This is a genomic window from Pseudoalteromonas sp. H103 (assembly GCF_001469205.1).
GTDB classification, from domain to species: domain Bacteria; phylum Pseudomonadota; class Gammaproteobacteria; order Enterobacterales; family Alteromonadaceae; genus Pseudoalteromonas; species Pseudoalteromonas carrageenovora.
The window spans coordinates 81,768-100,363 of record NZ_LOFG01000005.1; the positions used below are offsets into that span (position 1 = coordinate 81,768).

21 protein-coding genes are annotated in these 18,596 nt (G+C 40.6%); 10 read left to right on the forward strand and 11 right to left on the reverse strand.

Annotation, left to right across the window (positions count from 1 at the left end; genetic code table 11):
- Positions 1 to 304: 304 nt before the first annotated feature.
- A complete protein-coding gene (lexA, locus tag ATS74_RS05615; protein ID WP_058547954.1) occupies positions 305 to 922 on the reverse strand; it encodes a transcriptional repressor LexA in 618 nt (205 codons plus the stop codon).
- A 177-nt stretch (positions 923 to 1,099) separates the two neighbouring features.
- On the opposite strand from lexA, the gene ATS74_RS05620 reads away from it, so the two are divergent.
- Complete coding sequence (locus ATS74_RS05620; protein ID WP_058547955.1) at positions 1,100 to 1,540, forward strand: PaaI family thioesterase; 441 nt, start codon at positions 1,100 to 1,102, stop codon at positions 1,538 to 1,540.
- A 10-nt stretch (positions 1,541 to 1,550) separates the two neighbouring features.
- Here the strand turns inward: ATS74_RS05620 and ATS74_RS05625 are convergent, their stop codons facing one another.
- Positions 1,551 to 1,931, reverse strand: a complete 381-nt coding sequence (locus ATS74_RS05625; protein ID WP_058547956.1) for a hypothetical protein — start codon at positions 1,929 to 1,931, stop codon at positions 1,551 to 1,553.
- Positions 1,932 to 2,162: 231 nt separating this feature from the next.
- Here ATS74_RS05625 and ATS74_RS05630 point away from each other — a divergent pair, with 231 nt between their 5' ends.
- The 5 genes from ATS74_RS05630 to ATS74_RS05650 all read left to right on the forward strand — a co-directional run bounded on the left by ATS74_RS05630 (position 2,163) and on the right by ATS74_RS05650 (position 6,054).
- A complete protein-coding gene (locus tag ATS74_RS05630) occupies positions 2,163 to 2,414 on the forward strand; it encodes a DUF7218 family protein (RefSeq protein ID WP_058547957.1) in 252 nt (83 codons plus the stop codon).
- Between the two features lie 130 nt (positions 2,415 to 2,544).
- On the forward strand, positions 2,545 to 3,246 hold the full coding sequence (locus ATS74_RS05635) for a hypothetical protein (protein WP_058547958.1): 702 nt from the start codon (positions 2,545 to 2,547) through the stop codon (positions 3,244 to 3,246).
- A gap of 56 nt (positions 3,247 to 3,302) precedes the next feature.
- Entirely contained in the window at positions 3,303 to 3,962 is a 660-nt protein-coding gene (locus tag ATS74_RS05640; RefSeq protein ID WP_058547959.1) for an endonuclease, read from the forward strand.
- A 107-nt stretch (positions 3,963 to 4,069) separates the two neighbouring features.
- Positions 4,070 to 5,689, forward strand: a complete 1,620-nt coding sequence (locus ATS74_RS05645; protein ID WP_058547960.1) for a S41 family peptidase — start codon at positions 4,070 to 4,072, stop codon at positions 5,687 to 5,689.
- Complete coding sequence (locus ATS74_RS05650; RefSeq protein WP_058547961.1) at positions 5,689 to 6,054, forward strand: hypothetical protein; 366 nt, start codon at positions 5,689 to 5,691, stop codon at positions 6,052 to 6,054. Before ATS74_RS05645 ends, ATS74_RS05650 begins: the two co-directional genes overlap by 1 nt.
- Positions 6,055 to 6,114: 60 nt before the next feature.
- On the opposite strand, the gene hmpA is transcribed toward ATS74_RS05650, so the two are convergent.
- The 3 genes from hmpA to ATS74_RS05665 are packed head-to-tail and all read right to left on the reverse strand — an operon-like array spanning position 6,115 to position 8,818.
- Positions 6,115 to 7,296: an NO-inducible flavohemoprotein gene (hmpA, locus tag ATS74_RS05655; protein WP_058547962.1), complete on the reverse strand. Its 1,182-nt coding sequence runs from the start codon at positions 7,294 to 7,296 to the stop codon at positions 6,115 to 6,117.
- A gap of 20 nt (positions 7,297 to 7,316) precedes the next feature.
- A complete protein-coding gene (locus tag ATS74_RS05660; protein ID WP_058547963.1) occupies positions 7,317 to 8,549 on the reverse strand; it encodes an NnrS family protein in 1,233 nt (410 codons plus the stop codon).
- Positions 8,549 to 8,818, reverse strand: a complete 270-nt coding sequence (locus ATS74_RS05665) for a hypothetical protein (protein WP_058547994.1) — start codon at positions 8,816 to 8,818, stop codon at positions 8,549 to 8,551. Before ATS74_RS05665 ends, ATS74_RS05660 begins: the two co-directional genes overlap by 1 nt.
- A 160-nt stretch (positions 8,819 to 8,978) precedes the next feature.
- Between ATS74_RS05665 and norR the strand changes: the two genes are divergently transcribed.
- Entirely contained in the window at positions 8,979 to 10,535 is a 1,557-nt protein-coding gene (norR, locus tag ATS74_RS05670) for a nitric oxide reductase transcriptional regulator NorR (RefSeq protein ID WP_058547964.1), read from the forward strand.
- Here the strand turns inward: norR and ATS74_RS05675 are convergent.
- Positions 10,528 to 11,427: a LysR family transcriptional regulator gene (locus ATS74_RS05675; RefSeq protein ID WP_058547965.1), complete on the reverse strand. Its 900-nt coding sequence runs from the start codon at positions 11,425 to 11,427 to the stop codon at positions 10,528 to 10,530. The genes norR and ATS74_RS05675 overlap by 8 nt on opposite strands.
- A 118-nt stretch (positions 11,428 to 11,545) precedes the next feature.
- Between ATS74_RS05675 and ATS74_RS05680 the strand changes: the two genes are divergently transcribed.
- Positions 11,546 to 12,112 carry an NADPH-dependent FMN reductase gene (locus ATS74_RS05680; RefSeq protein WP_058547966.1) on the forward strand — a complete coding sequence of 189 codons (567 nt, stop codon included), beginning with the start codon at positions 11,546 to 11,548 and terminating at the stop codon, positions 12,110 to 12,112.
- Between the two features lie 2 nt (positions 12,113 to 12,114).
- Here the strand turns inward: ATS74_RS05680 and ATS74_RS05685 are convergent, their stop codons facing one another.
- Positions 12,115 to 12,555, reverse strand: coding sequence for a tellurite resistance TerB family protein (locus ATS74_RS05685; protein WP_058547967.1), 441 nt, complete (start codon positions 12,553 to 12,555; stop codon positions 12,115 to 12,117).
- 99 nt (positions 12,556 to 12,654) lie between these two features.
- On the opposite strand from ATS74_RS05685, the gene ATS74_RS05690 reads away from it, so the two are divergent.
- On the forward strand, positions 12,655 to 13,029 hold the full coding sequence (locus tag ATS74_RS05690; protein ID WP_058547968.1) for a hypothetical protein: 375 nt from the start codon (positions 12,655 to 12,657) through the stop codon (positions 13,027 to 13,029).
- 1 nt (position 13,030) lies between these two features.
- On the opposite strand, the gene ATS74_RS05695 is transcribed toward ATS74_RS05690, so the two are convergent.
- Both ATS74_RS05695 and ATS74_RS05700 read right to left on the reverse strand, forming a co-directional pair.
- On the reverse strand, positions 13,031 to 13,624 hold the full coding sequence (locus ATS74_RS05695; RefSeq protein WP_058547969.1) for a hypothetical protein: 594 nt from the start codon (positions 13,622 to 13,624) through the stop codon (positions 13,031 to 13,033).
- 43 nt (positions 13,625 to 13,667) lie between these two features.
- Entirely contained in the window at positions 13,668 to 14,654 is a 987-nt protein-coding gene (locus ATS74_RS05700) for a hypothetical protein (protein WP_058547970.1), read from the reverse strand.
- A 351-nt stretch (positions 14,655 to 15,005) separates the two neighbouring features.
- Between ATS74_RS05700 and ATS74_RS05705 the strand changes: the two genes are divergently transcribed.
- Positions 15,006 to 16,517 (forward strand): DUF3360 family protein, encoded by a 1,512-nt coding sequence (locus tag ATS74_RS05705; RefSeq protein WP_058547971.1) that lies wholly within the window; start codon positions 15,006 to 15,008, stop codon positions 16,515 to 16,517.
- A gap of 73 nt (positions 16,518 to 16,590) precedes the next feature.
- Here ATS74_RS05705 and leuD read toward each other — a convergent pair whose 3' ends face one another.
- Together leuD and leuC are read right to left on the reverse strand one after the other, a co-directional pair.
- Complete coding sequence (leuD, locus tag ATS74_RS05710; protein ID WP_058547972.1) at positions 16,591 to 17,190, reverse strand: 3-isopropylmalate dehydratase small subunit; 600 nt, start codon at positions 17,188 to 17,190, stop codon at positions 16,591 to 16,593.
- Positions 17,190 to 18,590, reverse strand: a complete 1,401-nt coding sequence (leuC, locus tag ATS74_RS05715; RefSeq protein ID WP_058547973.1) for a 3-isopropylmalate dehydratase large subunit — start codon at positions 18,588 to 18,590, stop codon at positions 17,190 to 17,192. Before leuC ends, leuD begins: the two co-directional genes overlap by 1 nt.
- Positions 18,591 to 18,596: the final 6 nt, after the last annotated feature.

The window sequence follows — 18,596 nt, forward strand, 5'->3', positions numbered from 1 at the left end:
AGCCCAGCAAATTAATAATTAGCTAAAAAACATACAACAAGCAAGTTTCAGTATAAAAAACAAACAAGTTGTATTTTAAAATTAGCCTTAATTACACCAACATAAATACAAATTTAATAATCAAAAAACGAGAAAAAATAGGGGGTGTATCACATAAAAGAAGAGTTAAGTACGAGTGCAAAAAAGTTTACAGCTTAAATAACTATATAGCTGTTTTAGTATTGCTAAAAGGTGAGTTTTTAAAACAAAAATGCACACTAAAAAGTGCGCATTTATAAATTTACTATCTAATATAGGCTAGAAATTACATCCAATCGGCGTTTCTAATTACGCCTACTGCTAAGCCTTCAATATTAAAAGACTCATTTTCAAGGTCTACTTCTATTGGCGTAAACTCTTCGTTTTCGGCGTGTAATAATACTTTGCGGCCTGCTTTTTCTAAGCGTTTTACGGTTACATCTTCATCTACTCGTGCAACCACAACTTGGCCGTTTTCAGCAGTTTGAGTGCGATGTACAGCCAGTAAATCGCCATCCATAATACCAATATCTTTCATACTCATGCCATTTACACGAAGTAAAAAATCGGCGGCTGGTTTAAACATTAAAGGGTCTATTTTGCAATGGCTCTCAACATGTTCTTGCGCCAAAATAGGTGAGCCTGCAGCAACACGCCCTATAAGAGGTAAGCCTAATTGCTCTGGCTCTTCTTCTTCAATTAATTGAATGCCACGGCTTGCACCTGGCTTCATCTTAATTACACCCTTTTTAGCAAGCGCTTTTAAGTGTTCTTCTGCTGCATTAGCACTTTTAAAACCTAATGTTTGCGCTATTTCGGCACGTGTAGGAGGCATACCAGTGTCTTTAATAAAAACTTTAATGAGTTCTAGTATTTGAGCTTGGCGTTTCGTTAATGGTCGCATACAACTGGTTTTCCATACAGTACATTTAACTGTGAGTATATACAGTTAAATAAAAATCGCAAATTTAAATTCTGCTTTAAAATAGCTAAACTAAAAGCATATGTGTACATTTTAGGTATTTATAAAATTCACATTTATAAAGTGCAATAAACTTGGTTTTAATTCAAAGGAGTAATTATGAGTATTTGGCACCAACCCATCACTTTAGAGCTTTGCAAACAGTTAGAGGAAGGCATTAACGGCCAAGGCACATTAATGAAAACCATGAGTATTGAAGTCACAGAAATTGGTGACGATTACCTAGTTGCTACTATGCCAGCAATTCCTGAGCATCATAATCCTATGGGTATGGTTCACGGTGGTGCAAATGTAGTACTTGCTGAAACAGTAGCAAGCTATGCTGCTAATTTTGTTGTCGATTTTACAAAGTTTTATTGTGTAGGGCAGGAAATTAGCGCAAGCCATTTAAAAGCATCTCGCAATGGTACTTTAACTGCAACCGCTAGGGCTTTTCATATAGGTAAACGTAGTTCTGTGTGGGAAATAAAAATAACAAATAGTCGCAATGAGCTATGCTGCGTATCAAAAATGACCGCAGCAGTTGTAGAGCGCAGGTAATTACTTCTTTTTATTTTTCGATAGGATAAATTGTAATTTCCATACCTGCACCAATCGCAGATATACGGAGCAGTGTGTCTGCATGTAGGGCTTGGTTAAAGCACTTAGGTGACGTGCCCGATTCAAAGCCAATATCAAACGTTCTTCGCGAGCAGCTTAGCCATTGTTTAAGCGCATTACGTGAACACGACTCAATAAGCTCGCACAAGTGGTTAATAGCTTTATCTGGTGTTGATATTTCACCTGAGGCTTCAATACGCGCAAGTTGACGATATTCGTCTTTATCATAATGCAAAACCGTCGCGTTTTTCTTTAAGTCTGCCACTAAGGCGCTAATATCATGTTTAGACTCAAGCTCTAGATCTACATTTAAAAATTGAATTTCCGACATTGTCTGCTTTTTACCCTCTTATAGTTTCATCGCAAACTTTAACGCAGTTTTACTTTTATACCAAATTAACAAAGCAGTAATCCTTGCTTTATCTTCATAAATGCACTTTTTAACGCTTTTGGCACCTAACTTGCTCGTTTTAATTAAGCTGGCTTAATTGCTTAGTTTTACAATTAAACAATGAAATTAATACACACACTGTGTAAGTAACGATTTTTAAGGAGCATTAAAATGGTAGATCATGGTCCACAAATTAAAAACGACGATCAGTACGATGCACTTCGCGATGAGGGCATGAGTAAACAAAAAGCAGCACGTATTGCCAATAGCAATACCCATAAAACAGCAGTTAAAGGCGGCAAAGCCTCTCAGTATGAGCAACGTACAAAAAAACAGTTATACGACAAAGCAAAAGAGGTGGGCATTAGCGGGCGATCTAAAATGAACAAACAAGAGCTAATAAATGCCCTGCGTGAAAGCTAAAATTAACTAAAATCTATTGATGTCATTAAAGCCTCATATTTATAAACTTATGAAAAACTGCGACAAAATGCCGCAGCAAAAGCGTGGGAAGCTATAATAAACTAACGCTAAAAATAATAAGAAGATAAATATGAGCAAAAAAATATTTAAGCGTGCACGCAAATTACATAAGTGGCTAGGCTATTTACTTGCCTTACAAATTTTAGCTTGGCTTTTAGGCGGCTTAGTTATGAGCGCTATTCCACTTGACTATGTGCACGGCAAACACCTTACTAAACGCACACTTACAAACCCATTTACACAAGCAGACTACCCTGCATCACTCGATGATATTACTTCACAAATGGCTAACCCCACTCAAATAATATTTGAAAACTTTTTAACTACTCCCCTTATTACTGTTATCAATAATACCGAACAGCAAAGCTTTAATGGTTTAACGGGTCGCCCTTTTGAACCACCCACTAAAATACAAATTACCGCTAATGCGCAGGCTCATTTACTCATCGACGCTAAGCCAATTAGTACAACGCTTTTAAAACAAGGTACTCGAGAGGTCGGATACAAAACAAATGTGTGGCAAGTACAATTTAACGACACCTTTAATACCACGCTGTATTTAAATGCGATTAACGGCAAAGTAATTACTGTTCGCAGCACTCTATGGCGTATATTCGACTTTTTTTGGATGCTGCACATAATGGATTACGACGAGCGAGAAGATTTTAACAACCCGTTACTAATCAGCTTTGCAGCCACCAGCGTGCTATTTTGTTTATGCGGTATGTTGCTACTTTTGCAAAACTTAAGGCTTAAAAGGATTTTTAAATAGGTTTATATTTTAATTTCAAGGCTTTAAACTAGCGCCTCCTGTAGTTCACGTATGTGATGGATATGCTTAAATTTATTTTAGCCTTTGTGGCTTGTTGTATTTGTTTTTCGGCATCGAGTGAAGAATTCACCCGTTTTTCAACGGCTAAAAGACACTTAATTAAAACCCTGCCTAATAACGCCAAAAGCCTCTACTGCGGCTGCGACATTAAAAAACAAGGTAAAAAACTAGTGCCAGATCCAACGAGTTGTGGTTATGTGCCTCGTAATACATTTACCCGCTCAGGCAAAGTAAACCAGCGCGCTTTACGTATTGAATGGGAGCATATAGTGCCCGCGTGGGAGTTTGGCCACCAGCTACAATGCTGGCAAGACGGCGGACGCAAAAACTGCCGAAAGGTCAGTGCTAAATTTAGGAAAATGGAAGCCGACATAAACAACTTAGCCCCCGCTATTGGCGAAATTAACGCAGATCGCTCTAACTATCGCTTTGGTATGCTTAGCGAAAACGCCACACAATATGGCCGCTGCGAAGTAAAAGTTAACTTTAAACAACGCGTAGTAGAGCCACCATTTTATGCCCGTAAGCGCATTGCCGACACCTACGCTTATATGAAAAAAACATACGGTTTAAAAATATCAAACAAACAACAAAAGCTATTTGATGCGTGGCAAAGACAAGCGTTTGCTAATAAAAGTAGCGCAAGCAAGCTCTAAAAAGCCTGGTTTGTACACTCATTTACATAAATCAGGGCCAAATACGTTGAATAAATAGGCGGGTGTTGTAGTATTTTAAACAACTTATTTACAAAAAGTAGTTTTGTATGTTTAAAAATAATAAAGCATCACTCGCTATTATTGCTGCACTTTCAGGCCTAACGCTTGCTGGCTGTGGCGGTGGTAGCAGCATGGATACAACACCAGACCCAGTAGTCACCCCCCCTGCTAGTTCAGCCCCAACTTGGACTGCTGGAGTATTTGAGCCATCGGATGATTTAAAAAACTTTTGCGAAACACCGCGCACAGGTAACGATCCGTTTAATAATAATGAGCCTTACCCAGACCAAGCAGGCTCAGCACTTGACGAAAAACTTTGGCTTCGCTCGTGGAGTGACGAAACCTACCTTTGGTATGACGAAATTACCGATAACGACCCTGAGTCTTTCGATACGGTAGCTGAGTACTTTGCTCAGCTAAAAACCGAAGAACTGACTGACTCAGGCGATAAAAAGGATAACTTTCATTTTTCAGAGCCTTCTGAAGATTACTTTCAAGAAGCGCAATCGGGTGTTACCTCAGGTTATGGCATAAATTGGGCATTTATAGGCGACTCAGCCGATAGAATTTTGCGTGTTGCTTACCTTGAAGATGACTCACCAGCGAGCCAAATAGGCTTTCAACGAGGCGATACCGTACTTGAAGTTGATGGTGTAAGTATAAATACCAACACACAAGCTGGCGTAGATACCCTAAACGAAGGTTTATTTAGTCCCACTAATGGCGATTCGCATACCATAGTTGTGCGCAGTAACGATGGCGCTGAAAAAACCTTTAACGTAACTGCTGGCAACATAGAGCAAACGCCTGTCCAAAACGTTAAAACCATTACCACTGCAAATGGCACAAACGTAGGTTATATGCAGTTTAATAGCCATATAGGGGTTGCCCAGGAAGGTTTAATTGCTGCGGTTAATAAATTTAAAACCGATAACGTAGAAGAGCTTGTTATCGACTTTAGATATAACGGAGGCGGTTTATTAGCGCTTTCTTCGCAGCTTGCCTACATGGTAGCTGGCAGTGCAAATGTGCAAAATCGTATTTATTATCAAACCCAGCAAAACGATAAACAACCCGTTGAATCGCCTTTTCCATTTATAGATGAAGAGATTGATTACTCAACCTTTTTTAGCACTGGTGAAAGCCTACCCGATTTAAACCTATCTAAGGTGTATGTGCTTAGTACGTCGGGCACTTGCTCAGCCTCAGAGGCGTTTATAAATGGCTTAAAAGGCATTGACGCAGAGGTAGTGCTCATTGGCGACACAACCTGTGGCAAACCATACGGCTTTACTCCAACTCATAACTGCGCAACAACCTATTACACGATTCAATTTAGTGGTGTAAACAGTAAAGGATTTGGTGAATATGCAGCAGGCTTTACGCCAACGCCTACACCGCAGTTTGATGCTGATGTAAAAGGCTGTGTAGTTAGTGACGACTTTGATAATCAATTAGGCGATCCAAACGAAGGGATACTCTCTACTACGCTTTATCATATTGATAATAACGGCACGTGCCCTGTTAGCACCGCCTCTGCAAGTATTAAAACGCAAGTACAAAGCGCTGCTGGCGATAGCAAGCAACTATTACCTTTAAACGCACCTGATAACTTTAACCGTGGCAATATGGATTTAACATGGCCTACGTTAAATAAGGATAAGTAATGACAAAGCTAGTGGCAGTATTAACATTATTATTTATTGGAGGCTGTAACAGTATGAATAATGCCACTGCTAAGCCTGCGCTACTAACAGAGGTAAACCCAGGCGTTATAGCTACGCTGCAACAAGCGATTATAAAAGCTAAAGGTGGCAAGCTAGTTACGCTGGCCGACACTGTTTTTACTAAACGCAGCGAGCTTTTACTAAGCCATGGAAGTAAAGATTCAAATGGCATGCCCATAATGGGCGCGCATAATATAAAGTCTGAAAAATTTGTTTTACAAATAATCGGCAAGCAGTGCGTGCTTTATTATCCTAAAAAAGATATGTCTATTGAGCTTAAAAAAGTAAGTTGTAAAGCGCAATAAAATACTATTAAAAAGGCACACAGCATTAATACTGTGTGTCTTTATCATTTTTCACTTGGTTTATAAGTCTTGATGCGGACCAAACACTTCGTAATGAATATGCTCGTTTTTAACGCCTAGTGCCAGTAACTGGCTTTTCACAAACGCCATAAACCCAGCGGGGCCACATAAGTAAAAATCGCCATTTGTAAGAGGTAACTGTGTTTTTATGGCCGTTAAATCCATTAGCCCAGTAAAATCAGCCCCATCACTGCTTTGATTAAACCACGTTATAGTTTGCAAGCTGTTATAAGCCGTACTTAATTCATTTAAATAGTGTGCAAACGAGTGCTGCTGCGTATTTTCGCACGCATGTAAATACATAATATTTTGTTTAGGGTTATCGCTTAATAGCGTTTCGAGCATCGCAAGCATTGGCGTTTGCCCAACACCAGCTGAAATAAGTACTGCTGGGTTTGTGTTATTACGTAAAAAGAAATCTCCTGCAGGCGGGTATAGTTCAACTATGCCACCTTGTGTTAGTGAGTGTAAATAATTAGATACCACACCAGGCTTTGGCTGTAGCTCTTTTTTAACACTAATACGGTAGTTTTTACCGTTACTTTTTTGCGAAATAGAATACTGGCGAATTTCTTCATATTCAGCGCCCTCTGGCTTAACTTTAATACCTAAATATTGGCCAGGTTTATGGGTAATAACCGCTTCGCCATCTACAGGCGTAAGTGTAAAGCTTGTTACTAGCTCAGATTCAACTTGCTTGTTGGTTATTTCAAATTGGCGAGTACCCACCCAACCACCCAGTGTGCTTTTACTGTGTTCATACAAAGCCGCTTCTTCGGTAATACAAATATCAGCAAGCAGTGCGTAAGCTTCACGCCATGCGTATTCTACATCTGGCGTAAACTGCTCTGGTATTAGCTCTTTTAAGGTGCCAATTAAATGAGCACCAACAATGGGGTAGTGCTCTGGTAAAATATTTAAACTGGTGTGCTTATGGTTAATGCGCGCTAATGCCTCTTTTAACACCGCTAAGTTATCAATATTTTGGGCGTATGCCGCTAAGGCGTTAAACAAAGCAAATTGCTGGCGGCCGGTGTCTTGATTCGCCATATTAAAAATATTTTTAAGCTCTGGGTTATGGCTAAACAAACGCTTATAAAAGTGATCGGTAACAACCGTGCCGGCTTGCGCTAATAACGGAACGGTGCTTTTAACAATCTCAATGGTTTTATCAGATAACATAATGTATTCCTGTAGGTAAACTAACCACGACGCCCATCAACACGACGCCGCGTTAATATAGGTGTGCAGTAAATTAAAAATAACAAAAAAGCCACTAACCACAGCAAAGCACTTATCTGCCAAGCAAAGTGTGGCCCAATAATTAAGGGGAGTATTGAGCGAGTAATAGCTGCCACCAGCACAAGCGCAAAAGCAACAGATACATAATTAGGGGTGCTAAGCGTACGCCCTGTATGACCAAGCGATACACGGGTCATCATGGCTAAAATCATCATCCCTATTGTGCCAATAGTGATAAGGTGGAGCGCATCTTTGAAGGGTATTCCGCTTGTGTAAAAGCTAAATGCAATCATCATTAAGCCAACACCTAAAGCAAGATAAGAAAAATGCAAAGACCATAATAAAGGCACTTTTAGCACTTTTGCGTCCCACCAAAACCCTGATCGAATTAAGTGAAGCGCAGCAACTATTGCAACAATTAGTGCAGGGCTAATTGAGCTTAAAAATAACTTACTGATAAAAAATAAAGTAATTGCCAATATTGATAAATACAGCAGTGCTTTATCAATTTTAGGAGTGCGTGTTTGCTCGCTAAGCAATAAACCTTTAGCAGTAAAAAAGGGAAGCACCCTTCCTGCAACAATGCCTACCAGTAAGCTAATAACGAGTACGGCGGTGTCAACCACAGCCAAAGCAAGCTGCAGGTTGTTATTTAAAGCAAGTAGTAAATAAAGTGTATTGAGGGCGCACAACACACTTAAAATAGCTAAAAATTGATAGTTATTTTTACTGCGTGCTTTTAATAGCATATTAGCCAGCGCAGCAATTGCACCTATCCACCATGCTAGCTGCAGCACAATAACAGCCAATAAATTAATATTGGCAAAATCTGGTAGCACAATAAAAAAAGCTAAACGAGCAATTACCCATATTAAAGTAAGTAGCATAAGTGCTTTGCCACTTATACTTCCAACGCCCGTCCATGTTTGTGCCGCCGTAAGTAAAAAACCTACAGCAACCACTCCTGCAAAGCCAAACAGCATTTCATGAGCGTGCCAAAGTGTAGCTGGCATGGTTAAGTGCCAACTAGCATGGCCCGTTAAAATAAGTAACCAATACCCTATCGAAAAAAATGCCAGCAAACCGCCTGCTAAAAAGTAAGGTCTAAATGCAAGCATCCATAACGGCCATTTAGTTACTTGATGGATAGCTATGTGCGCTGGCATTGGCTCGGTTAAATTTAGTGGGCGCATTAGCGTACTTCCTGCCCTAAACCATGTTGAGCAACACAACGCAGCACATAACTAACTTTTAAAATAGCTGCCACTACAATAGTGCTCATATGTGCTGATATTTGTACCTGCATCGAAAAGTACTCTGCATAGGGGTAGCTAATTAAAATACTTACAACTATACAAATAACGCTTAACCCTAATACGGCATTAGCAGTAAATAAAAGCGATTCAAAAAATGAGCCTAGCTCAACATTGTTGCTTACATTATTTATTGTAAATGTGTTCATAACTACCTCAGTAACCATTAACGTTACTTAGCTATTACACATACTGTGCCAATAAAATAAAGTGCTACTATTCAACAGCTTAAATATAAGCACTTTACAAAATGAGTCTTTATGACCTACTCTATTTTAAATCATAAAAACACGTATAGGTCATTTTGACATGAACCAGCAATTCAACCTCACCCAAGTAGCTTTAGAGCTTGCCCAAAGCACCCTGCACGAGCACAGTTTTGATCAATTACTGGCAACGGTTGAGCGTGTAATACCTAGCGATGCCAGTGCATTGCTTGTCGTGCAGGGCGAGCAACTTAAGCCCTTAGCCATTAAAGGCCTGATGCCCGACAGCCTTGGCAGGCGTTTTAAAATAGCAGAGCACCCTCGCCTTAAGGCTATTTGTAGTGCTAGCCACGCGTTACAATTTGCACACGACTGCTCACTGCCCGACCCATACGACGGCCTATTGCTGGCTAAAACAGGCAATATTCCTGTGCATGCCTGTTTAGGCTTACCCCTTTACGATAAAAATGCACTACTTGGTGTACTCACGTTTGATAGCCTTAACGCAAATGCCTTTAGCAGTATCAGCATGGATACGCTAAGCACCTTACAAACGCTGTGTAGTGCACATTTTAAAACGGCCCTGGAGCTTGCCCACTACAAACACCATGCGCAGCATTCGAGTGCACTTGTGCAAGAGTTAACGCGTGATGCACTTACTCGCGATGGCGGTGAAATAATTGGCCAAAGCCCAGTAATACAAACGCTTAAAAATGAAATAAAACTAGTCGCAGCCTCTAACTTTAGTGTATTAGTTTTAGGAGAGACAGGCGTAGGAAAAGAGCTAGTAGCGCGCAATATTCACTTAAATTCTGCACGTAAAGATCAGCCCCTTATTCACTTAAATTGTGCCTCACTTCCCGAAAATCTCGCAGAGAGTGAATTTTTTGGCCATGCCAAAGGCGCTTTTACTGGCGCACAAAATGCCCGCCAAGGTAAGTTTCAGCTAGCTGATGGCGGCACATTATTTTTAGACGAAATTGGCGAGCTGCCATTAGCAATGCAAAGTAAATTATTACGTGTGTTACAAAGTGGTGAAATTCAAACCGTTGGTGAAGACACACCAAAATACGTAGATGTTCGAGTAGTCGCTGCCACAAATCGTGATTTAAAACATGAGGTAGCACAAGGTCGCTTTAGAGCCGATTTATATCACCGGCTAAGTGTTTACCCTATTACCGTGCCGCCACTTAATAAACGTGAGCACGACATAACCCTACTTGCTGGTTATTTTATTGAGCAAACAGCCCGTAAATTAGGTATTAAACAATTAAAGCTAAGCACTGAAGCGCAAGCATTGCTTAACCAATACAGTTGGCCTGGTAATGTACGCGAGCTTGAACATGTTATTAGCCGCAGCGCATTAAAGGCTAAGCAAAGCCAATGGCAAAACCCTATAGTTACGATTACAAGCGAGCACTGCGATTTAACCCCACAGCTAAGTAATACAGTACAAGTTAACACGCAAAACACCATTCACACTGCCTGGAATCAGCCATTAAAGCAGGCCGTTGAATCTTTACAATTTACAGTTATAACCGAGCAACTAAAGCAGCATAATTATAACTGGGCAGCAACTGCAAGAGTGCTGGAACTCGACAGAGCAAACCTTGTACGCCTCGCTAAGCGTTTAGGTATTGAGGTTAAAAAAACTATTTAAGGGTTTGAGGCTTATTAAAATGCGCTTTTAATAAGCCTGCAAAAGCTTGTACTTTCGCGGTGCGATGCACTAGATGATGTGTTACAAGCCAAACATCGGTGGGCCAACTAAGCTCACTATGTAAAATAGGTACTAAATCATTATATTGGGCTGCTACCCCATGCTGTAAACCGCCTATGCCTAAGCCTTTAATTATGGCCCGTGTTGCTTCGGAGGTTTCTGAAACCCGTAACTTTATTTGCTGCGCCGGAATATGCTTATCGGCCCACTCAAAATAAGGAACTCGTGCATTAAAACCCGCTACACCCGATACAAAGTTATGATGCTGTAAGTCACTCAATGTTTTAGGCGTGCCATACTTATTAATGTAGCGTTTGTTGGCGTACAAGCTTGATGTAAGTTGGGTTAAATGCTGAGCTATATAATCCCCTTCATCTGGCCTTGGCCCTGCGCGCACTGCAATATGTGCTTGCCCATGATCGAGCCTTAACCGCTTTTGTTCTAAAATAACTTCAAGCTGTACTTGAGGGTGTAAAGCCTGAAACTCTTCGCAAACATCGCCCAGTACATCCATAAACCCACTTACCGTAGTAAGTAATAAGCTTCCACGTAAAGTACTGTCGGCAGCGGCAATATCGTTATGTAATTGCTCAAGTGATGAATCTATAGTTTGCGCTGTAGTAAATAATTTAGCGCCTATTTCAGTTACTTTATAACCCCGGGCATGGCGATGAAATAAACGCGTATCTAAGTTTTTTTCAAGGCTATTAATACGTCTGAGTACTGTACTGTGGTGCACATTTAAAACCTCTGCGGCAGCCGTTAGCGTACCAAGCCTTGCAACTTCAAATGCTACTTTTACATCTTGCCAATCATCAAACTTTATTGCCATGCTAACTGCTCGCCACTTATGTGCATATATGCACATAAGTGTTGCGTTTATTCGGGTTTTCTACAAGTAAAAATTTGCTACATTAAATGTGTAACTTAAACATAAAAAGGCCAACACCATGTCAGCACCAAAAATTATTGCCCTTGCGGGTAGCTTGCGTACACAAAGCTTTAATCAAAAACTAATTAACGAAGCAGCTCGTTTTGCCCTGCAAACAGGTGCCGAAGTAGAAGTAATTAAACTCGCGGATTTAGATTTACCTATTTTTAGCGAAGATATTGAAGCGCAAGGCACACCAGCCGATGCCCAACTTTTAAAAGATAAGTTACGCGCTGCCGATGGTATTTTGCTAGCAAGCCCTGAGTACAATGGCTCTATTACTGCCGCACTTAAAAATGCAATTGATTGGGCGTCACGTACTGAGCAAGGCGCTGTGCCTGCATTTCGCAACAAAGTAGTGGCGTTATTTGCTACATCACCTGGTGGGCTTGGTGGGCTGCGCGGCTTAAACCATGTACGCGACATTTTAAGTGGCATTGGCTCATTAGTACTTGCCGATCAACTTGCTGTGCCTTCGGCATTTACGGTATTTGACGAAAACGGCCAAATCAGTGATCCAGCTACAGCAGAAAAGGTATCGGCACTTACTCAGCAGATTGTTTTAGTTACCAGTAAGCTAAGCTAATCTTACTTTGTCGCCGCTATTTTTGCGGCGATAAAATCAACATGTGTCACATATAGTAGCCCTGCTATTTTACGTATTACGTAGTCTTCTTGCGGGTCTATTTCATTGTCTGCATACGCCAAACGCCACAACAACTCTATTATTTCAATGCGCTGAGCCGCACTACAATGCTCATTAATTTGCTTCGAAAATTGAAAGTAATCTATAGACCCATCTAAACTATTAGCCGCATTGGTCGTTAACTCTTCTACCTCTGAATCAGTTAAATTAAAGTATTTTTTTAAGGTTACAGTCAGGGTGTGTTGTTCATTATGGTCAAGCTTAGTGTCGGCGCGCATTACTTCAATAAGTAATGCAGCCACAGCTGTTTTTAAATCGTGTGGCTCTATACTTGGCTCTTGATCATCGAATACTGCAAAAAGCTGTTTTATTTGTTTGAACATCACGTTATCCCTTTTTGGGTGTTAGACTGAATATAAAGAAATTGAACTTGTATGAGTAATTAATGGGTATTAAGTTCGCAAATTAAAGGATACATTTTTATGAAAGGATTAAATGCACCGCGCTTAGTAATTGGCAGCGCACTGGTAGCCCTTTCGAGCATTGGCACTGTATTTGCCGAAACTATCGAAAAAGAAAAATCATATGACTTTGATAATAAAGTGCATTATTACCAAACAAAAATTGGCGAAGACAATTATAAAATAGAAATACAATCAGACGATTACAAACACTTTGCTAATCAAAGTATGTTTTTACTGCGCCACGCAGACAGGCTATGCCGCGGCAGAACCTTTATGTTAAAAGTGCTTGAAGGCGTGCAAGAGTACGAACGTTTTCCTACTAAACCACGCGCTTATCAACCACCATTAAACGTTTTACTACAATGTGAAACACCCGAGAAAAAAGAAAAATAGTTTATTTTTCGTAGCCCCAAGGCGCTGCTGGTGGAGTAATTGGTTTAGTTAAATCAAAATCCACCTTAAACTCGCGCCCTTGGCGAATTAACCGATACGTAAATACCTCAGGATAAATATACATTTGCCATGTATTACCTGCCGACTGTGCAATACCTTGTGCTACAAATAATTCTTTAGAATATTGATCAGCTGGAAACGACTGCATTTGTGCAAAACCCGCATCAAGGGTATGACCGCCATACATAGTTGAAGCATCGTCGCTGCCATCTTCATGGCGATGATCGTGCTTTAAGCTCAAACCACTACCTGTTTTAGTAATGATCCACGTACGTGATGCATCATCACCTACATGAAATGGCACTTGCAGCTCGCTATCAGTACATTTGCGTACATGCATGATTAGTTTTTTATTATCAAATGAGCTTGGGCCTTTTGCGTTATCTACGCTTACTTTGCCCTCAAACGCTTTACCACAATGCGCGGCAATATTATTAAAAAACGCATCATGTGTTGGTATAGATACCAAGGGCGCTGGGCGCGCGATAGCCGCTGATGAGGCAAGTAATAACGTTGCTACCGTTAATAATTTCATAAAGTACTCTTATAATAGTTTTTTAATACCATAGCGGTTTAAGCTAAAAATGGGAAATAGCTGCGACAAGTGGCTTTTCTGATCTATTTTTCATTAATGTTAAAAGTGAATAATGGAAGTCTTGAAAAATCACCTCACCCCATATTCGCGAATAAACACCAAAATTTGTATTATCTTGCACAGTCGTTTTTAAAGTTAAAATCGTATTGCCGCTTTTATCTTCACTTAACGCATACCCACCGTAAAGAGGTGAAAAGTATTCGCCGCCTAGTTTTACATGTTTATCGAGTGCATCATCGGGAATAGCATCAGGGTCTATCTCAAATCTATAAAGCATCTGTTTATTTGGCTGCCAATCCGTAATCACTTCTTTAAATGCAACTCCTTTTTGCCATTTACTCGTTCTAACAGCCCCAACACCCGTAGCATTCATATTTGCCTCTAAAGGTTTAGGTACACCTATTAATTGGGTAAGCGAAAATGGCAATTCTTGTGGCTCTATGGTGCTTACATTTGCAAGCTGCTGCCACACACGGTTTATAGGCGCTTCAATAACTATAGAGTTGGTGACTTCGTACGTTTTTGATAAGTGTAAATAATTTACCTCAATAGGTGAGAGCAATACAGGAAGTAAAGCTATTGAAAGTAAAGGCCGGTTAGCGTTTTTTGTCTGACGTTGTTTAATAAAGCCTGCCAGTAAACCACCCATACTTGCAAAGAGCATAAAGGCAGGCAAAGCCATTGCCACACAAATACTGCCTTCCAGCAGTGTAATAACGCTTACAAGTAAAAAAACAAAAATTGGCTGCCAAGCAATTGTCACCATTTGCCTTTTAGTTAATGTTTTTGAGCTTTTAAATTCAAAGTGAATACGAATATAGCCAATTGCAACAGGCACTAAAAACATAAAGGAAATAGACACAAGGCTACTTAAATTATAAGTATCTAATAGCTCTACAAACAGCCGCATAAATATGCCGTAAAGCGTACCGAGTAAAATACCAATTGATTTAGGGGATTGAATTTGCATTATATTTCTTATTATTTGAGTAACCATTGAACCTAGCAGATGCACTATTTCAGTTCAATTAAAATACACAGACTACTACTTAGACTAAAGGATAACAGCTCTGCTTTTATAATGTTTTATCTACTTAGAACAAGCAAAAAAAACACATAAGCATCTGATTTATAATCAAATAAAATTAAATTCATTTTATAAATAAAACTACCAACTCGCAGGTTTAGCGTTAAATAAAGCCATACACGACCTTTTGCCTATACATTCCTGAGTAAAAGCTGATCTACCCTGCTCCTTTACTATTCATTTGCTTTAACAAAAGCCGTATTAATAAATAAGCAACGAGTAACAGGAGGGACTATGTCAGTAACCCCAAAGGGTAACGAGCCAGAAAAAACAAGCGCATCGCACGTAGATGATGCCAACAGCTATCAAAATAAGTATAAACCAAGTTCAGAGTTTAATACCCGTGACGAATATTTAGAGCACGAGCTGCAAATTATGCAGCCTAAGCGCTGGCGGCCTAATTTACCATTTAGAGACTACCGCTTTGAATTTGAAGACACGATTCCAGCTATGGCGGGCACCATTGGTAAAGTAGTTATGGTGGGGGCTATTGCCGCTACTTTTGCAGCGCCACTAGGTTTAAGTGATGCGTTTGTTTTAGAGAACGTACGCTATGAACTACTCATTGTTTCTATTTTTATTATTTTGTTTTCGGGCTTTATTTTACCCACGGCTAACTTAGCCGGTACTCACGGCCCACTTATTCCTCTTATTCCTATTGTGGTTGCCGCTGGCGGCCACCCTATGGCGTTTGGCTTACTCATTGGTGCCTTTGGCTTTATTTTAGCGATAACCAAAGGAGGGAGTTTGCTGGCTCGCTTAACCAGTAAGGGGGTGTGCGGGGGCTTACTCATATACTTAGGCTTTATTGGTACTATTTCGCAGGTTAAAAAGCTATTTGCATGGGCTGAGGCCATCGATATGGCGCACATAGCATTCATTGTTATTTTGGCCACCATTTTATTATATGCGTTACTTGAGCATTTTAAAAAGCGCTGGCTAGCTGTGCCGCTTAGCTGCCTTATTGGCGGTGTGGTTGCATTTGCACTCGGTGCCCCGTTTGAATTTAATACGGCACCGGGCTTACCAAATATGAACCCAGCTTATTGGTGGGGAGAAGACACAGGTTGGATGCTTGGCCTACCGACGCTTGAAAGCTTTGTGGTTGTACTGCCGTTTGCAGTATTAGCAGTGGCTATGTGGTCACCGGATTTTTTAGGGCATCAAGTTTTTCAAAAAATTAGTTACCCACAACGTACTGAAAAAGTACAAATGAACATAGACGATACCATGCTAAGCGCATCAGTTAGACAAACCTTTGGTTCACTTGCTGGTGGTGCTAACTTTACCTCATCGTGGGGGACTTACATTGTACCTGCTGCGATTGCTAAACGTCCTATTCCAGCGGGCGCCATTTTAACAGCCGTATTTTGTATTATTGCGGGTTTATGGGGTTACCCAATGGATTTAGCCATTTGGCAACCAGTGCTTTGTGTTGCGCTTATTGTTGGTGTGTTTATTCCGCTGCTTGAGGCGGGTATGGAAATGACACGCGAAGGTAAAACAACGCAATCGGCCGCAATAGTGGTATTTGCGTCAAGCTTGGTTAACCCTGCTTTTGGTTGGTCACTAACTATGCTGCTTGATAACTTAGGCTTAATTGGCTGTAAAGAGCGCAGTGCTAATTTAACTAAAATGAGCCGCTGGGTTATTCCGCTAATTATGTTTGTGGTTTTAACTACCGTTATGGCTATTGTTGGTATGCTGCCAGGTATACCTGCGCTAATGGCTGATTTTAGACATTAATTTAGGATATAAAAAAGCGCGGCTGATATACTCAGCCGCGCTTTGTTTTCATATGTAATTTAATTATTTAGCATTACTGCCAAGGGCGCTCAGCAGCAAGTTGTTTTTCAAACGTATCAATTTGTGGATTTAGCGTTTCGGTCACACCAATAAAATCTAAGCCACTTAATAAACGTTCCTTTACGTCTTTACGAATATCAAAACTAATTGGCGCAAATTTATCGCTTGTTAGAGTTTGGTTTTCAAGATCAATTTGAATGTTTATATCGTCGTGCTGCTCGCTAAGTACAAACAATTGCTCAAGCGTGTCGGCTGGTAGCGCAATGGCTAGCATTTGGTTGTTACCACAGTTATTAAAGAAAATATCAGCAAAGCTTTCTGCTAAAATTACTTCAAAACCATATTGCTTAAGTGCCCACGGTGCATGCTCACGTGATGAGCCACACCCAAAGTTGTCGCGGGTTAATAATATTTGTGCGCCTTGGTAGCACGGGCGGTTTAAAATAAAATCAGGGTTTGGTTCGCCGTTTTCTAGGTAACGCCAATCGTAAAACAGTGCTGCATCAAAGCCATCACGGCTAGTAGATGTTAAAAACTGCTTAGGAATGATCTGGTCTGTATCTACATTGTTTTTATCAAGTGGGACCATTAAGCCACTAAAAAATACGCTCATTAGGCTTCTCCTCTTATATCAACAAAGTGACCATGTATTGCAGCAGCGGCTGCCATTGCAGGGCTCACTAAATGCGTACGCCCGCCACGGCCTTGGCGGCCTTCAAAGTTACGGTTAGACGTAGATGCACAGCGTTTTCCTGCTTCTAAGCGGTCGTCGTTCATTGCTAAACACATAGAACAACCCGGCTCGCGCCATTCAAAACCTGCCGCTTTAAAAATATCGGCTAAACCTTCGTCTTCTGCTTGCTTTTTAACAAGACCAGAGCCTGGTACAATTAACGCCTCTATGCCAGCTACAACCTGCTTACCTTCAACAATTTTTGCCGCTGCACGTAAATCTTCAATACGGCTATTAGTACACGAACCAATGAAAACTGTATCTACTTTTGCGCTTGATAATTTATCGCCCGCTTTTAAATCCATGTATCTAAGTGCACTGCGTATAGCATCGGCTTTAATTAAATCTGGTTCTTGATCAGGATCTGGTATGCACTCATCAACGCCAATGACTTGCTCTGGGCTTGTGCCCCACGTAATTTGCGGCTGAATGTCGTTAGCTTCAAGTTCAACACTTAAGTCAAACTCAGCGCCTTCATCTGTTTTTAAGGTTTCCCAGTACTTAACCGCGGCGTCAAAGTCAGCGCCTTTAGGCGCAAATGGGCGGCCTTTTAAGTAATCATAGGTAATTTTATCTGATGCTATTAAACCCGCTTTAGCACCCATTTCAATGCTCATATTACATAGCGTCATGCGGGCTTCCATTGAAAGTGCTTCAATGCCTTCACCACAAAATTCAGCAACATAACCTGTACCGCCAGCTGTACCTAACTTACCAATAACCGCCATAATTAAATCTTTAGAGGTTACCGTGGGGCGTAGCACACCGTTAATTTGAATTTTTAACGATTTTGCCTTCTTTTGCTGTAGCGTTTGCGTTGCTAATACGTGCTCAACCTCAGACGTACCAATACCGTGCGCTAATGCGCCAAACGCACCATGCGTAGAGGTATGGCTATCACCACATACAATGGTAGTGCCAGGCAAGGTAATACCTTGCTCAGGCCCCATTACATGCACAATACCTTGGTTAATTGAGTTTAAATCGTAAAGTACAATGCCAAACTCTTTACAGTTTTTATCTAGTGCCATTAACTGGTTTTTAGATACTTCGCTTGCGGCATCAAGTGATCGGCTTTTAGTCGATACGTTATGATCCATCGTTGCAAAGGTTTTTTCTGGGCAACGTACTTTACGGTTTTTTTCACGTAGACCTGCAAAGGCCTGCGGTGATGTAACCTCATGCACTAAATGGCGGTCAATATAAAGTAAATCAGTTTGCTCGTTTATGCTGGCAACGGTATGTGCTTGCCAAATTTTGTCGTATAACGTTTGGGTCACTTGCTA

Bases quoted from the DNA above. Each gene is read 5' to 3' on its own strand.
- lexA (WP_058547954.1), bottom strand. From the start codon at position 922: ATGCGACCATTAACGAAACGCCAAGCTCAAATACTAGAACTCATTAAA.
- ATS74_RS05620 (WP_058547955.1), top strand. From the start codon at position 1,100: ATGAGTATTTGGCACCAACCCATCACTTTAGAGCTTTGCAAACAGTTA.
- ATS74_RS05625 (WP_058547956.1), bottom strand. From the start codon at position 1,931: ATGTCGGAAATTCAATTTTTAAATGTAGATCTAGAGCTTGAGTCTAAA.
- ATS74_RS05630 (WP_058547957.1), top strand. From the start codon at position 2,163: ATGGTAGATCATGGTCCACAAATTAAAAACGACGATCAGTACGATGCA.
- ATS74_RS05635 (WP_058547958.1), top strand. From the start codon at position 2,545: ATGAGCAAAAAAATATTTAAGCGTGCACGCAAATTACATAAGTGGCTA.
- ATS74_RS05640 (WP_058547959.1), top strand. From the start codon at position 3,303: ATGGATATGCTTAAATTTATTTTAGCCTTTGTGGCTTGTTGTATTTGT.
- ATS74_RS05645 (WP_058547960.1), top strand. From the start codon at position 4,070: ATGTTTAAAAATAATAAAGCATCACTCGCTATTATTGCTGCACTTTCA.
- ATS74_RS05650 (WP_058547961.1), top strand. From the start codon at position 5,689: ATGACAAAGCTAGTGGCAGTATTAACATTATTATTTATTGGAGGCTGT.
- hmpA (WP_058547962.1), bottom strand. From the start codon at position 7,296: ATGTTATCTGATAAAACCATTGAGATTGTTAAAAGCACCGTTCCGTTA.
- ATS74_RS05660 (WP_058547963.1), bottom strand. From the start codon at position 8,549: ATGCGCCCACTAAATTTAACCGAGCCAATGCCAGCGCACATAGCTATC.
- ATS74_RS05665 (WP_058547994.1), bottom strand. From the start codon at position 8,818: ATGAACACATTTACAATAAATAATGTAAGCAACAATGTTGAGCTAGGC.
- norR (WP_058547964.1), top strand. From the start codon at position 8,979: ATGAACCAGCAATTCAACCTCACCCAAGTAGCTTTAGAGCTTGCCCAA.
- ATS74_RS05675 (WP_058547965.1), bottom strand. From the start codon at position 11,427: ATGGCAATAAAGTTTGATGATTGGCAAGATGTAAAAGTAGCATTTGAA.
- ATS74_RS05680 (WP_058547966.1), top strand. From the start codon at position 11,546: ATGTCAGCACCAAAAATTATTGCCCTTGCGGGTAGCTTGCGTACACAA.
- ATS74_RS05685 (WP_058547967.1), bottom strand. From the start codon at position 12,555: ATGTTCAAACAAATAAAACAGCTTTTTGCAGTATTCGATGATCAAGAG.
- ATS74_RS05690 (WP_058547968.1), top strand. From the start codon at position 12,655: ATGAAAGGATTAAATGCACCGCGCTTAGTAATTGGCAGCGCACTGGTA.
- ATS74_RS05695 (WP_058547969.1), bottom strand. From the start codon at position 13,624: ATGAAATTATTAACGGTAGCAACGTTATTACTTGCCTCATCAGCGGCT.
- ATS74_RS05700 (WP_058547970.1), bottom strand. From the start codon at position 14,654: ATGCAAATTCAATCCCCTAAATCAATTGGTATTTTACTCGGTACGCTT.
- ATS74_RS05705 (WP_058547971.1), top strand. From the start codon at position 15,006: ATGTCAGTAACCCCAAAGGGTAACGAGCCAGAAAAAACAAGCGCATCG.
- leuD (WP_058547972.1), bottom strand. From the start codon at position 17,190: ATGAGCGTATTTTTTAGTGGCTTAATGGTCCCACTTGATAAAAACAAT.